Origin of the sequence: Agrobacterium tumefaciens, assembly GCF_009649785.1 — a bacterium.
Classification (GTDB): Bacteria; Pseudomonadota; Alphaproteobacteria; order Rhizobiales; family Rhizobiaceae; genus Agrobacterium; species Agrobacterium tumefaciens.
In genome coordinates, this window is sequence record NZ_WJOK01000031.1 from 49023 (window position 1) to 63498 (window position 14476).

The 14476-nt window shown below is 57.6% G+C and carries 16 protein-coding genes and 1 tRNA gene; 9 read left to right on the plus strand and 8 right to left on the minus strand.

The window, feature by feature from the left end; genetic code table 11:
• The first annotated feature begins 4 nt into the window (after positions 1-4).
• The 5 genes from GH784_RS24195 to GH784_RS24215 all read left to right on the plus strand — a co-directional run bounded on the left by GH784_RS24195 (position 5) and on the right by GH784_RS24215 (position 3076).
• Positions 5-820, plus strand: a complete 816-nt coding sequence (locus tag GH784_RS24195) for a transglutaminase family protein (protein WP_003513702.1) — start codon at positions 5-7, stop codon at positions 818-820.
• Between the two features lie 4 nt (positions 821-824).
• Positions 825-1421 (plus strand): class I SAM-dependent methyltransferase, encoded by a 597-nt coding sequence (locus GH784_RS24200; protein WP_065702271.1) that lies wholly within the window; start codon positions 825-827, stop codon positions 1419-1421.
• Between the two features lie 82 nt (positions 1422-1503).
• Entirely contained in the window at positions 1504-1968 is a 465-nt protein-coding gene (locus GH784_RS24205; protein ID WP_065702270.1) for a GNAT family N-acetyltransferase, read from the plus strand.
• A 40-nt stretch (positions 1969-2008) separates the two neighbouring features.
• A complete protein-coding gene (locus GH784_RS24210) occupies positions 2009-2419 on the plus strand; it encodes a VOC family protein (protein ID WP_065702269.1) in 411 nt (136 codons plus the stop codon).
• Positions 2420-2443: 24 nt separating this feature from the next.
• Positions 2444-3076, plus strand: coding sequence for a histidine phosphatase family protein (locus GH784_RS24215; RefSeq protein WP_065702268.1), 633 nt, complete (start codon positions 2444-2446; stop codon positions 3074-3076).
• Between the two features lie 62 nt (positions 3077-3138).
• Here the strand turns inward: GH784_RS24215 and araD1 are convergent, their stop codons facing one another.
• From araD1 to chvE, 4 genes are all read right to left on the minus strand, one after another.
• A complete protein-coding gene (gene araD1 / locus GH784_RS24220) occupies positions 3139-4134 on the minus strand; it encodes a 2-keto-3-deoxy-L-arabinonate dehydratase AraD1 (protein WP_013636674.1) in 996 nt (331 codons plus the stop codon).
• A 115-nt stretch (positions 4135-4249) separates the two neighbouring features.
• Entirely contained in the window at positions 4250-5446 is a 1197-nt protein-coding gene (gene gguB, locus GH784_RS24225; protein ID WP_003513714.1) for a sugar ABC transporter permease GguB, read from the minus strand.
• Entirely contained in the window at positions 5443-6981 is a 1539-nt protein-coding gene (gene gguA, locus GH784_RS24230; protein WP_003513716.1) for a sugar ABC transporter ATP-binding protein GguA, read from the minus strand. The genes gguB and gguA overlap by 4 nt, the downstream gene beginning before the upstream one ends.
• 90 nt (positions 6982-7071) lie before the next feature.
• Positions 7072-8136, minus strand: a complete 1065-nt coding sequence (chvE, locus tag GH784_RS24235) for a sugar ABC transporter substrate-binding protein ChvE (RefSeq protein WP_003513717.1) — start codon at positions 8134-8136, stop codon at positions 7072-7074.
• Positions 8137-8390: 254 nt separating this feature from the next.
• Between chvE and GH784_RS24245 the strand changes: the two genes are divergently transcribed.
• Together GH784_RS24245 and GH784_RS24250 are read left to right on the plus strand one after the other, a co-directional pair.
• Positions 8391-9395 (plus strand): LysR family transcriptional regulator, encoded by a 1005-nt coding sequence (locus GH784_RS24245; RefSeq protein WP_003513718.1) that lies wholly within the window; start codon positions 8391-8393, stop codon positions 9393-9395.
• A 74-nt stretch (positions 9396-9469) separates the two neighbouring features.
• A complete protein-coding gene (locus GH784_RS24250; protein WP_065702267.1) occupies positions 9470-9946 on the plus strand; it encodes a hypothetical protein in 477 nt (158 codons plus the stop codon).
• Positions 9947-9981: 35 nt separating this feature from the next.
• On the opposite strand, the gene GH784_RS24255 is transcribed toward GH784_RS24250, so the two are convergent.
• Both GH784_RS24255 and GH784_RS24260 read right to left on the minus strand, forming a co-directional pair.
• Positions 9982-10260 carry a hypothetical protein gene (locus GH784_RS24255; RefSeq protein ID WP_019565143.1) on the minus strand — a complete coding sequence of 93 codons (279 nt, stop codon included), beginning with the start codon at positions 10258-10260 and terminating at the stop codon, positions 9982-9984.
• 188 nt (positions 10261-10448) lie between these two features.
• Complete coding sequence (locus GH784_RS24260; RefSeq protein ID WP_003513721.1) at positions 10449-10955, minus strand: MarR family winged helix-turn-helix transcriptional regulator; 507 nt, start codon at positions 10953-10955, stop codon at positions 10449-10451.
• Positions 10956-11477: 522 nt separating this feature from the next.
• Here GH784_RS24260 and GH784_RS24265 point away from each other — a divergent pair.
• Together GH784_RS24265 and GH784_RS24270 are read left to right on the plus strand one after the other, a co-directional pair.
• Positions 11478-11554, plus strand: a tRNA-Arg gene (locus GH784_RS24265).
• 287 nt (positions 11555-11841) lie between these two features.
• Complete coding sequence (locus GH784_RS24270) at positions 11842-12081, plus strand: hypothetical protein (RefSeq protein WP_025594288.1); 240 nt, start codon at positions 11842-11844, stop codon at positions 12079-12081.
• A gap of 153 nt (positions 12082-12234) precedes the next feature.
• Here the strand turns inward: GH784_RS24270 and GH784_RS24275 are convergent, their stop codons facing one another.
• On the minus strand, positions 12235-14184 hold the full coding sequence (locus tag GH784_RS24275) for a methyl-accepting chemotaxis protein (RefSeq protein WP_173995107.1): 1950 nt from the start codon (positions 14182-14184) through the stop codon (positions 12235-12237).
• Between the two features lie 85 nt (positions 14185-14269).
• Positions 14270-14476, minus strand: a 207-nt coding sequence (locus GH784_RS27315; protein ID WP_210251795.1) for a hypothetical protein, incomplete at its 5' end; no start/stop codon positions are given.

Consider the following 14476-nt stretch of genomic DNA (forward strand, 5'->3'; position numbering starts at 1 on the left):
GCTTATGCGTCTGAAAATCACCCATACGACCGAATATGTCTATGACGAGCCGATGCCCTATGCATTGCAGCGGCTGCGCCTGACGCCACAGACCGGCCCGTGCCAGACGGTGGAGGACTGGGATGTATCGGTCGACGGCGCCACCGTCGAAGTGAGCTATGACGACCATTTCGGCAACCGTGTCGCACTGGTCGAGACCGAAGGCCCGCAACGCAGGGTCAAGGTCGTGGCTGGTGGCCTCGTCATAACCGAAGACAGGGCCGGCATGGTCGGCCCCCATACCGGCAGTGCGCCGCTATGGCTCTTCCTGCGCGAGACGCCGCTGACGAAGCCCGGCAAACTCGTGCGCGAACTGGCGAAGGCCAGCACCGGCAACAGCGAGCTCGAGCGCCTGCACGACCTGATGGAGAAGATCAACAGCAAGGTAGAATATGTGCCGGGTTCGACCGACACGGAAACCACCGCCGAACTCGCACTCGAAGCCGGCAAGGGCGTCTGCCAGGACCATGCCCATATCCTCATTTCCGCCGCCCGGCTGATGGGCCTGCCCGCCCGCTATGTTTCCGGTTATCTGATGATGGAAGACGTGGCGGAGCAGACGGCAACCCATGCCTGGGCCGAGGTGCATCTGCAGGGCCTCGGCTGGGTTGGCTTTGACGCCGCCAACAATATCTGCCCTGACGATCGCTACGTGCGCATTGCCCTTGGCCTCTGCTACCGCGACTGCGCGCCGATATCGGGCATGCGGATCGGCCCGGCCGGCGAAACGCTGAACGTTTCGGTGACCGTGCAGCAATCGCAGAGCCAATCGCAAAGCTGAGACAATGGCCGGCAGAGACGACGAAACGATCGGCTTTTATACGGATAATGCCGGAGCCTATACGTCGAGAGGGCAGACGCCGGACCTTCCCCATCTGGAAAAATTCCTGACGCGCCTGCCCAAAGGCGCGACCATCCTCGAACTGGGGTGCGGTGGCGGGCAGGACAGTGAATTCATGCTCGCTGCAGGCTTCGACGTGCGCCCGACGGACGGCACACCCGAAATCGCCAAGGCGGCCGAAACGCGGCTCGGCATTCCCGTCGCAACATTGCTGTTCGAAGATATCTGCGACGTGGAGACTTATGACGGCGTGTGGGCAAATGCCTGCCTGTTGCATGTCCCCCGCCCCGCTCTTTCCGGCATCATCCGCCGCATCCATACGGCGCTGAAACAGGGCGGCGTTTTTTACGCCAGCTTCAAGGCCGGAGAAGCGGAAGGCCGCGACACGTTCGGCCGCTATTACAACTATCCTTCGAAAACCTGGCTTGAGGACCTGTACGGGCATTTCGCCTGGGCAGGGGTGGAAATAGAAGCACGGCACGGCAGCGGTTACGACAAGCTGCCAACCGACTGGCTGCATGTGACGGCAACGAAACCCTGATCCGCTTTCAACAACCTGTGGGTTGCGAAAGCCCGCCGTGACCGGTTAAATCGCCGCAGCAACCGATCAGGGAGAGGGCTTTTTGTACAGTATTTCCGACTATCGCGACTGCCAGTCCCATGGACCCATCATTGCGGAACGGGTCTGGACGGCATGGTGGCAGGATAGTGGCCTCCAGGTCGGCGATGTGGCTGAACATCTGAAGGACATGGTGAACCCCCATGCCCTGCCAACCGGCTTCGTCGCCCATGACGACAAGGGTTACGTCGGCTCCGCCTTTCTTATCCATTGCGATCTGGAGGAGCGGCCACAATATCTACCATGGGTTGCCGCACTCTGGGTGGAGGAAAACAGCAGACGCTCAGGTGTCGCCCGGGCGCTGATGCAGGCCGCAACACAACGGGCCGCCGAACTTGGTCACGACATCAGCTACCTGTGCTGCCAGCGCCGTCTCGAAACCTATTATACGAACTGCGGCTGGACCGTTCTGGAACGTGGTGTTGGCAAGCACGACCTGACGGTGCTGACCTACAGCACGAAAACATAGACTGTCCGCTATATCCGTTGCCGGACATCAGGGAGGAACCATGAAACCGCCAACCGCCCTTATGGAAACGGCGATCTACGCCAACGATCTCGACGCCGCCGAGGCCTTTTATCGCGATGTCTTCGGGCTGGAGGTGGTGCGCAGGCTGCCGGGCCAGTTCGTGTTCTTCAAATGTGGCCGCCAGATGCTGCTGGTCTTCGATCCGCAACAATCGCGCACGGCCACCCCCGACAATCCGATCCCGCGCCACGGCGCCACCGGACAAGGCCATTTCTGTTTTTATGCGAAAGACAAGTCGGAAGTGGACGACTGGAAAGCCCGCTTCGAGGAGCTTGGAATTCCCATCGAACACTATCACCGCTGGCCGAATGACAGCTATTCCGTCTACATCCGCGACCCGGCCGGCAATTCCGTGGAGGTGGGCGAAGGCAGGCTGTGGGGGTTCGAGTAAGCCCCAGATACCCGGAAGAACACTATGAAGAACATTTTTGTCGTCACGCACACCCAGTCCGTCCATCATGTCGAGAACAAGGTTGGTGGCTGGTATGATACCGAACTGACACCCAAGGGAAAAGCCGATGCGCAGGCGACGGCCGAGAAACTTGTGGCCTTGATCGGCAACGCATCAGTCGAAATCTTCAGTTCCGATCTTCTGCGGGCCTCCCAGACTGCGGCAATCATTGCTGAACACCTCAAGTCCCCTTTTGAAACCACGGATGGCCTGCGGGAAATCAGCTACGGTTCGGCGGGTGGTATACCGCAGCAATGGCTCGACGCCCGTCAGATACCGGCCCCCCATCACGACCGGATGGATCATCGTGGCGGAATTGCTGATGGCGAAACGAGACGAGAGTTGGCCGAAAGAGTGTACCGCGCCGTGGACACGATTATATCGCGTCCTTGCCCCACGCAGATCATCGTTACCCATGGCTTCGCTCTTACCTTCGTCATCGCGGCATGGATCAAAATGCCGATCGACAGCGTCGGTTATGTCAGCTTTCCGGCGTCTTCCGGCAGCATTACGCACCTAAGACAAGACGATTACTGGCAAAACCGCGGCGTTATCGCTTTGGCGGATGTGTCCCACCTGAAGACAAGCCGGGGATGACGTCGAGAGGGGGACGCTGAGCGACCCCCTCCCTCAACCGTTTAACGTGCAGCCCCGGTAGATCAGATCTGCCGAACCGTGATTTCTTCTTCCGCATTAACCGCAAGCGGGTTCCTCAGCGGCAGGCCGAAACCAGCGGCCTCGATCTCGAACACGTCACCCGCTTCCGGCTTGATGCCCTCCGCAAAAGAGAGCGTCGCGGTGCCGAACATGTGCACATGGACGTCACCAGGTGCGCGGAACAGGCCGTATTTGAAGTGGTGATATTCGAGGTTCGCGAAAGTGTGGGACATGTTGTCCTCACCCGAAACAAACGGCTTTTCGAAAATGACCTTGTCGCCACGACGGATGCGCGAGGTGCCGCGAATATCCGACGGCGCAACGCCGACGCGGATTTCCGGGCCGAAGCTTGCCGGGCGCAACTTCGAATGGGCGAGGTAGAGATAGTTGATCCGCTCGGTGACGTGATCGGAAAATTCGTTCGACACGGCAAAGCCGATGCGCACGGGTTCGCCCTTGTCGGAGATCACGTAGATGCCGGCCATTTCCGGCTCTTCGCCGCCATCAAGCGCGAAGGACGGAGAGGTGAGAGCAGCACCGGGTGCCGCTGCGACATAGCCGTTGCCCTTGTAGAACCACTCGGGTTGAACGCCCTTTTCGCCAGCCTTCGGCTTGCCATTTTCCAGACCCATGCGGAACATCTTCATGGAATCCGTCAGGCTTTCCTCGGCGGCTTCCGTGGTCTTCTTGTGCATGCTGTCGCGGGTAGCGGCAGAGCCGAGATGGGTCAGGCCTGTGCCTGTCAGATGCAGATGCGCCGGATCGGGATGGGTGATCGGCGGCAGAAAGCGACCTTCAGCGTAAGCCTTTTCAAGATCGACGGCATCGCCGAGACCATGGGCGGACACAACATCGGCAAGGCTCTTGCCACCATTGGCAGCTTCCATGGCGAGCGCGTAAACCGATTGAGCGCCGTTGACGGCGTGCGCCTGTCCGCCTTCTTCGCGAACGGCGACGGTTATTTTGCCACTGGCATCCTTGATCTGTGAAATGAGCACGGGATTTCCTTCCTGCGGCGCAACGCGCCTTATCTTCTTCGGCGCGCTGCGCCTTCACCTTATGAAAGTGGCCGGAAACCGGCCACTTTTTTGACTTGCTATATTGGCTGGGCAATCAGCCCTTGTTCTTGTTGTAGACGTCGAAGAATACGGCAGCGAGCAGCACGAGGCCCTTGACCATCTGCTGGAAGTCGATGCCGAGGCCGACGATCGACATGCCGTTGTTCATGACGCCCATGATGAAGGCACCGATAACAGCACCGGTGATCTTGCCAACGCCGCCGGAGGCCGAAGCACCGCCAATGAAGCAGGCCGCGATCACATCAAGCTCGAAGCCAACGCCTGCCTTCGGCGTTGCCGAGTTGAGGCGTGTCGCGATGATCATGCCGGCCAGACCGGCCAGTACACCCATGTTGACGAAGGTTAGGAAGCTCAGGCGTTCGGTGTTGATACCGGAAAGCTTGGTCGCCTTCTCGTTGCCGCCCATGGCGTAAACGCGGCGGCCAATGGTCGTGCGGCGCGTCACGAAGCTGTAAAGCGCAATCAGAACCAGCATCACGATCAGGACGTTCGGCAGGCCACGATAGGTGGACAGCTGGTAGCCAAGGAACAGAATAGCGCCTGAGATGAGCAGGTTCTGCACAATGAAGAAACCGAACGGCTCCACGTCAATGCCGTGCTTCACGTTCACCACGCGACGGCGCCACGCCAGATAGAACAGCACGACCGTAATCACCAATGTCAGGATCATCGACGTCGTGTTCAGACCTTCGATGCCACCGATATCAGGCAGGAAGCCGGTGCTGATGATCTGGAAATCCGTCGGGAACGGGCCGATGTTCTTGCCGCCGAGCACAAAAAGCGTGAGGCCGCGGAACACAAGCATACCCGCCAGCGTCACGATGAAGGACGGGATGCGATGATAGGCGATCCAGTAACCCTGGGCAGCACCGATGATGCCGCCGATGACAAGACAAATCAGCGCCGCGAGAAACGGGTTCATGCCCCACTGCACGGTCAATATGGCCGCAATCGCGCCGACGAAGGCGACGATGGAACCGACCGAAAGGTCGATATGTCCGGCAACGATGACCAGCAGCATGCCAAGCGCCATGATGACGATGAACGAGTTCTGCAGGATGAGGTTGGTCAGGTTAACGGGCCGGAACAGAATGCCGCCGGTATAGAACTGGAAGAAAACCATGATAGCGACGAGCGCGATCAGCATGCCGTATTCGCGGATATTGGAGCGAATATACGACCCGACCGAGATGACGTTGCTTTCTTCGTTTGTGGTGTTTGCCGAACTCATGAGTTCTTCTCCCCTGAGCGCATGATAGCGCGCATGATGCTTTCCTGGCTCGCCTCTCCCTTCGGCAATTCAGCGACGATGCGGCCTTCGTTCATGACGTAGATGCGGTCGCAATTGCCGAGCAATTCAGGCATTTCCGATGAGATCATCAGAACGCCTTTGCCGTCGGCAGCGAGCTGGTTGATGATGGTGTAGATTTCGTATTTCGCGCCAACGTCGATACCGCGTGTCGGCTCGTCGAGGATCAGGACATCAGGATTGGAGAAGAGCCACTTGGAAAGCACGACCTTCTGCTGGTTGCCGCCCGAAAGATTGACCGTTTCCTGAAAGATGCCTGAAGAGCGGATGCGAAGGCGTGTGCGGAAATCGCTCGCCACCTTCATTTCCTTGATGTCGTCGATGACGCTGGCCTTAGACACGCCGGCCAGATTGGCAAGCGTGGTGTTGTGCAGAATGTTGTCGTTGAGCACCAGACCGAGATGTTTGCGGTCTTCGGTCACATAGGCAAGACCGGCATCGATTGCCTTGCGAACGGTGCTGACATCCACGGGCTTGCCGTCGATCAGAACGTCGCCGGTGATCTTGTGACCGTAGGACTTGCCGAACACGCTCATGGCGAATTCCGTGCGCCCTGCCCCCATCAGCCCGGCAATGCCGACGACTTCGCCCTTGCGCACGGTGACGTTGATGTCGTGCAGGACCTTCCGGTCGCGGTGCTGCTGGTGATAGGCGTTCCAGTTCTTCACTTCGAGAATGGTCTCGCCGATCGGCACGTCGCGCGGCGGATAACGATCTTCTAGATCGCGTCCCACCATGTTGCGGATGATGACGTCCTCGCTGATTTCTTCCTGATGACAGTCGAGCGTCTTCACCGTCATGCCGTCGCGCAGCACGGTGATCTGGTCGGCCACCTTCCGCACTTCGTTGAGCTTGTGGGTGATGATGATCGACGTCATGCCCTGCTTGCGGAACTCGATCAAAAGGTTGAGCAGAGCCTCGGAATCGCTCTCGTTGAGCGAGGCGGTCGGCTCATCAAGGATGAGAAGCTTCACGCTCTTCGACAACGCCTTGGCGATTTCGACCAGCTGCTGCTTGCCGACGCCGATATCCGTAATCAGCGTCTCCGGCGATTCCTTCAGGCCCACCTTCTTCAGAAGTTCGCGGGTACGGTTGAAGGTCTGCTGCCAGTTGATCACGCCGCCCGAAGCGACCTCGTTGCCAAGGAAAATATTTTCGGCAATCGACAGGAGCGGCACAAGCGCAAGCTCCTGGTGAATGATGATGATACCAATATCTTCGCTGTCGTTGATGGCGCGAAAATTTCGCACAGCACCTTCATAGTGGATCTCGCCCTCATAGGTACCAGCGGGATAAACACCGGAAAGGACCTTCATCAAGGTCGACTTTCCAGCGCCGTTCTCGCCAACGAGCGCGTGGATCTCACCTTCCTTTACCTTAAGGTTGACGTTCTCAAGCGCTTTTACGCCCGGAAACGTCTTGGTGATGTTCCGCATTTCGAGAATGGTATTGGCCATATCGCAATCCAGCGCCCGATTAATTCAGGCGTTTTTATTTTTATGGAAAAACGGGGACGGCGCCAAGCCATCCCCGCATGTGTTGCAGGCTTATTTCAGCTGATCTGCGGTGTAGTAACCACCGTCGACGAGAACCTGCTTGTAGTTGTCTTTGGTCACGGCAACCGGCTTGAGCAGGTAGGACGGAACAACCTTGACGCCATTTTCATAGGTCTTGGTGTCGTTCACCTCAGGCTCTTTGCCCTGCAGAACGGCGTTGACCATGCCAACAGTAACCTTCGCGAGTTCGCGAGTGTCCTTGAAGATGGTCGAATACTGTTCGCCAGCAATGATCGACTTGACCGACGGAACTTCAGCGTCCTGACCGGAAACGACCGGCAGCGGCTGGTCCTTCGTGCCATAACCAACGCCCTTCAGCGAGGAGATGATGCCGATGGACAGACCGTCATAGGGCGACAGAACAGCGTCAACCTTCGCGTCCGTGTAATAAGCCGACAGGAGGTTATCCATGCGAGCCTGGGCCGTTGCCGGATCCCAACGCAGCGTACCGACCTTGTCCATGCCCATCTGGCCCGACTTTACGACCAGCTTGCCGCTGTCGATGTAAGGCTTCAGAACCGACATCGCGCCATCGTAGAAGAAGAAGGCGTTGTTGTCGTCAGGAGAACCGCCGAACAGCTCGATGTTGAACGGACCCTTGCCGTCCTTCAGGCCAAGCTTGTCGACGATCGAAGTTGCCTGCAGAACGCCAACCTGGAAGTTGTCGAAAGTGGCGTAGTAGCTGACGTCGCCGCTGTTGCGGATGAGACGGTCATAAGCGATGACCTTGATGCCCTGCTGACCAGCCTGCTTCAGAACGTCCGACAGGGTCGTGCCGTCGATCGAAGCAATCACGAGGACCTTAACGCCCTTGGTGACCATGTTTTCGATCTGGGAAAGCTGATTCGGAATATCGTCGTCGGCGTATTGCAGATCGGTCGTGTAACCGGCTTCCTGCAGCTGCTTGACGATATTGTTGCCGTCATCGATCCAGCGCGCGGAAGACTTTGTCGGCATGGCGATACCGACAGAACCTTTGTCCTGCGCAAAAGCCGGCGCTGCAAAGGAAGCAGCACCGATGGCACAAGCCGCCATCAGCGAAATAATGGACTTCATTAACTCTCTCCCTTGAACCCTCTTTGGTACCCGCTTGTTGCGTTGCACCATAAAATTCATGCCATCAGAGGAAGAAGCCGCATTGCGCCCGTTCCGATCTCGCAACTGCGAAATGGAACAGATGCCGCTCCTCCCCGGCATTCCGCAAATTGTTCTGAATCCATATAACTGTCAAATAGAATAAATCAGTTTACGTATATCAATTATGATATATTAAATCGATACAATAACCATTGAGGGGTATAAACCGGCGAATGAGCAACCAAAAAGTGTATGAGCAGACGCAAACAGCGGATGCGCTCTTCGTCTTCGAAGACAACCCTTTGCTGCGCGCCGGCTTGAAGATGAGCCACCTGCGCATGCTGGTCATGATCGAGGAGCACGGGCAGGTCAGCGCTGCCGCCGCCGCCATGAACATGACGCAGCCGGCGGCATCGCGCATGCTCTCGGAAATGGAAGCAATCGTCAAAAGCCCGCTCTGTCAGAGAGCGTCGCGTGGTGTGGTGCTGACCAAGTTCGGCGAGGCGCTGGCGCGGCGCGCCCGCACCATATTGCTGGAGCTGCGTGAGGCGAGCCGCGAACTCAACCAGATGAAATCCGGCAGCGGCGGATCGGTTTATATCGGCGCCGTCACCGCACCGGCCATCAGCCTGGTCGTGCCCGCCATAAGACGGGCGATGGACACCTATCCCGGTATCGAGATCAACGTGCAGGTGGAAAGTAGCAACGTGCTGGCGCGGGAACTTCTGGCCGCACGTCACGATTTCATCATCGGCCGCATCCCCGATGATTTCGACCCCGGCCTGTTCTCCATCCATGAAATTGGCATCGAGCGCGCCTGTCTGGTGGTTCGCGAGGGCCATCCCCTGCTCCACGGCGAGCCCGTGACATTGCAGGATCTGTCCGGTTACGACTGGGTCTTCCAGCCGCCCGGCGCGCTTTTGCGCAGAACGATGGAAGACGTGTTCCTCACTCACGGCGTCGCCATGCCGCGCAACGTCATCAACACGCCATCCGTGGTGCTGACGCTTGCCCTTATCTGCAACACGGATGCAATTGCGCCAATCGCGCAGGACATGGCCGAGTTCGTGGCCGGCCAGCAGGCCGATATCGGCCGCACCCGCATCCTGCCGACGGATTTCGAGCTTGTCGTCAAGCCATACAGCATCATCACCACCAAAGGCCGCGTTTTGCCGCCCAGCGCCCGGCTGCTCTACGATCTGGTTCTGGATGAAAGCCGCAAACTGACGGGCTTTTGAGGAAGGCAAGCCAGACGCCAACTTCATTGTATATAGAGGCCGGATTTATCGGGACCTGCCCAGGGAATAGCCGCATGCTTTTCGGACAATCCGTCTTCGAGTCGGTCGTTGAAAGACTGAGACAGGAAAAAGAAGACGAAAGCGCCGAGCCGACGCCGCCCACCGGTCATCGTATTGTGGGTTTCAGTTCTGGCTTCGTCGTGGATACCTATCCGGATGCACCGCAACCGGGTAACGCCAGTCTCGACGCCTATCTGGCCTTTCTGCCGGAGCCCGTTGCGCTTGCCGAGCCCCAGCCGGAACCCCAACCCGAACCTATGCCGGCCCATCTCGAAAAGACCTCGCTCGCGGATGTTTCAGCAGAGCTGGCCATCCATGAAACCGACACCGCCGTAACGCTTGCGGAAAAGCGCCGCGCCTTCGCAAGGCTCAATCATCCCGACGGAGTGAGACCGGAATTCCGGCACAATGCGACGCTGCGCATGACAGCGGCAAATCTCCTGATTGACCAGGCGATCCGGATGCTGCGAACCCGTGAACATTTCCAATAGAGGCAGGTAGCGGTTTTACGCCCGGAAAGCTCGCCTCAGCCGGCGTCGTTTCTATCCGTGGGTGCGCTTTCCACTGGCTCGTCTGAATCGTCCCTGGCCGCGTCAGCCTTGCCTCCAGCGTTCTCCTCGCTGGCGGGCTTGAACTTCAGCAACAACTCATAGGCCGCATAGACCGCCACGCCGCCGACAACCGTTCCCCAGAAAAATTCGCGATTGACGAATTCGATGACGGACCAGGCGGCGCAAAAGCCGACGATGAGCAATCTGACCCACAAGCGGCGATAAAGCGGATGGCTCGTGTCGATAATCAGCATGGCGTTCCCGTTTCGGGCCTCTCCAGAACATTGCGCAGTTGCGGCATGACGCGCGCGAAAGGCGTTGGCACGTCCAAGGCGTCTTGGCCGTTTCGCAGGAAAATTGCAACGCAAATCGACCCGCTAACAATCAGACCCTTGTGAAAGGGAGAGGCAGGGGGATTGCCGACCGGCTTGACCGATACCGCTCAGTCCCGCAGGCGTCCAAGCAGGGCCAGCAGCTGGTCACGGGCTTTTTTGCCGCCGATCCGGTCGATCAGCTTTTCCTCGCGGTCACGCCATGCATCGGAAAGGCGCTCAAGAAGGCTGCTGCCCTCATCCGTCATGTCGAGGAAATGAACGCGCCTGTCCTCTTCCGACCTGCGGCGGACAAGCAATCCCTTGCTTTCCATGCTATCGACGATCGCGACGAAATTGGCACGCTGTATGCCAAGTGCCTCGGCCACATCGCTCTGCTTGAGGCCCGGATTGCCGCCGACTATGACGAGAACGGAAAAATCGGCCGGCCGCAATCCCATCTCCGCCAGCACGTCGGAAAAGCCGTTTGCCACGGCAAGTTGCGAGTGCCTCAAATGATAACCGATCGCGGTCGTCAACAATCCATAGTCGATAGCGTTTAAATGTTCCGCCTGCGTGCCGCCGCTTTCGGCCTTTTCCGCCCGTGGCCCGTTGCTATGTGCCAATTGCAAAGCCATCCGATCCCCCGCCTGATTCGTTCCTTAACCCTGCCGGAATGATAACCGACAACAGGACTAAACTGTATCCCAAATAAATGTAGATGATACTAATATTGTATAATAATTTGACAGTTAATACCCATTGCGACAACCCCTGTCTCGTAATCACCATCGGGCGCAAAAGAAAAGTATGATTATTTACCCACCGATTTTTAGGGTCAGAAACCGCCTCCCCCGCCTAGTTTGAAAGGCAATACGACAATCAACCCGCCTGTGTACAAAAGTGCCAGGACAGCCGCTGGATGCAGACGTAAAATACTACTTAAAAGGGAAACGTCTTATCAGGAAGAAACGCAATACCGCAAACAACATACCGCCCTGCTATCGCAAACATGCAGACAGCAGCCCTCGCAGCAACCCACGCTCTCCCCCACACCGGAAAACAGGCCCCATTTCGTAAATCTTTGATTTTTAGACATTGATGCGGAAAGAAAGCTGGGGTATGAACCAACCGCTGCACGCGATTCAAGCGTGACCGCTGCACCCGTAGCTCAGCTGGATAGAGTGTTGGATTCCGATTCCAAAGGTCACAGGTTCGAATCCTGTCGGGTGCGCCATTTTATTGCAGAGTACGGAATAAAGAACGACCTCGAAAACACTGAGCCGAATATAACGGACGCTCAGCGTTAGAAAATGTTGAGTTCGTAAGCATGTAATTGGGAAGCTCGGCCCATCGTAACGACTTCAACCTGTTACGTGTAAAACTCTCCCGTTCGCGTCGAAATTCACCCAATGCTTCCAATAGTACTGTAGAACTTTGGCGGCCCCAAAAACGGGGCGTAACACCATGTTGAATCTCTTATATAACTAGAACATTTAAAGAACAAACGAGAGTGCACGAGATATGTCAGACGCTGAAAAGATTATTGTAGTGCAGTTCAAAAAGGGACGCGGGGGCATTGTGCCGGGCGAAATGCGGCAGGCTTCCAATGCGGCGTCCGCCGAAAAGATAGCGAGCGCCATGGCATCGCGCCACATCGGCGTTGCGGCTTATGCTGTTACCGTCGACGAGGAAAGCGGCAGCATGACAAACCCGCGCCTGCTGGTCTCACATGGGCAGATTTCCGATTTGATGCCAGACTGATTTACCGACGCGGTGGCACGCGCCTCCTTCAGCCATGCCGCGCAAGCAATCGGACCCTGCGCGGCATGTTTTTAAATCACGGCCCGGATGTCAGGCCCGCAAGCCTTGCGTCATCTCCGGGCGTGGATCGGCATGATGCCAATCGTATGGCGATCAAAACTCCTGCCAGTCGTCCTTTGACGTATCGACAGCAGCGTTACCGGAGAATGCGGATGCAATCTTGCGGCCAAGCGCGCGTACGGGGGATGCCACGTATCTGTCGTTGCCGCCGGCATTGCGAACCGGAGCGGGCTGGCTCTTCTGCTGATAGGCGGTATCGGCGAGCTTGAACTGCGCGAGAAGCTGGTTGAGCGAAGCTACCTCCTTGGCCAGATTGTGGCTGGCGGCGTTGGTCTCTTCCACCATGGCAGCATTTTTCTGCGTGTCCTGGTCCATCTGGTTGACCGCGGTATTGATCTGCTGGAGGCCGGAGGATTGCTCCTGCGCGGATTCCACGATGGAAACGACGTGCCGGTTGATTTCCTGCACTTCCGATACGATCGTCGCCAGTGCCTTGCCGGTGTCGCCCACCAGCTGAACGCCCTGCTGCACCTGATCGTTCGAGGTGGTGATCAGCGCCTTGATTTCCTTGGCCGCATTGGCGGAGCGTTGCGCCAGTTCGCGCACTTCCTGCGCGACAACGGCAAAGCCCTTGCCCGCCTCGCCCGCACGCGCGGCTTCTACGCCAGCATTGAGCGCCAGAAGATTGGTCTGGAAGGCGATTTCGTCGATCACGCCGATGATGTTGCTGATCTCGTTGGCGGATTTGGAGATCTGCTCCATGGCGACGACGGCGCGGCGTACCACTTCGCCGGATTGTTCGGCACCTGCCTTGGCGCGGCTGACGATCAGGCCGGCCTCCTGCGCGCGCTTGGTGGAATCCTTCACTGTCGTGGTGATCTCTTCCAGAGCGGCAGCGGTTTCCTCAACGGCTGCTGCCTGCTGTTCGGTACGCTTGGCCAGATCGTCGGCGGCCGATTTGATCTCGTTTGCGCCCGCGCCGATGCCACCGGCATTCTGCGCAACCCGGGTCAATGCCGATTGCAGCTTTTCGGCGGACATGTTGAAGTCGTTACGAACGCCGTCGAGTGTCGCCGTGAACGGCTGGCCGATGCGGTAGGACACATCGCCATCCGAAAGCTTCGAAAGACCGGTTGCAAGATTGTCGACGGCAAATTTGACGTCGGCAGCTTCCTTGGCCTTCTGCTGCTCGCGCGCGATGCGTTCCTTTTCCGAAAGGCTGCGATTGGCTTCGGTCTCCTGTTCAAGGCGGATGCGCTCGATCGCACTCTCGCGGAACACCTGAACGGCAACCGCCATCTGGCCAACTTCGTCCTTGCGGTCCATGCCATCGATCTCGGCTGCCGTATCGCCGCCTGCCAGCGACACCATACGCTCCCGCAGCCGGGCAATCGGCGTTGTGATGCCACGCGAGGCCACGAAAAGTGCGAGAATGATGCCGGCTGCAAAGCTGATGCCAACCACAACAAGCGAGGTCAGGATCGTGGAATTCGTCTGGCCACTCAGATCGTCGCTGCCTGTCGCAACACCCTTGGCAAGCTTGTCCAGCAATGCCGTTATGATGGCTGACGTTCGTTGGATGGAGACGTCTGCGTGGGCGAGTTGCACGGCGGATTCCGCATTTCTGTTCGCCATTCCCAGCTCAACGGCCTTGTCGGTAATTTGCGCGATGGACTGGGATTGTGCGATCAAGGTATCGACAGCAGCGCTCTCTTCCGGAAACACTGTCTTGACATTGCCCAGCCGCTCCAGAAGCTCGCGTTTGCTGTCAATATAAGCCTGCTTGGCAACGTTGATTTCCGCAGCATTCGCATCGTAAGCCATGACCTGATAGGCGCCATATGCCAGGGCGACGAGATTACGGTTTGCCCGCGCAAGCTCCACAAGCGCAGCATTATCGCTGGCGATGAATTCGGAATAAAGCGTGTCGGCTTCCTTGTAACGCGTTGCCATGAACGCGGTGGCACCGAGACCGACGATGCAGAGTGGCAAAATGAGTGACAGGATTTTGGTGCGGATACGGGCATTTTGAAGAAAGGACACGGGAAGCTCCTGAAATGGATGCCGCTCCTTTCCCGTGCCGGAGGTGTTCGGCAAAAATGACATTGCACGTCTAAAGCCTTCATCATCAAGGCCCCATCAGCCGGATCATCGGCCTTGTCGAAAACTGCATCATGCATCTGGCCCGCAGGGGGATGCCTGCCCTGAAATTTATGCAAGCACCTGTTCCGGGAATCCGGCGGCTACGCGACAGACGGAAAAGACTGGCCGCAACAGGAAGAAGATCAAGGAACAGTACTTTATAATATTCTTTTATTTGCTTACCAAATACAAC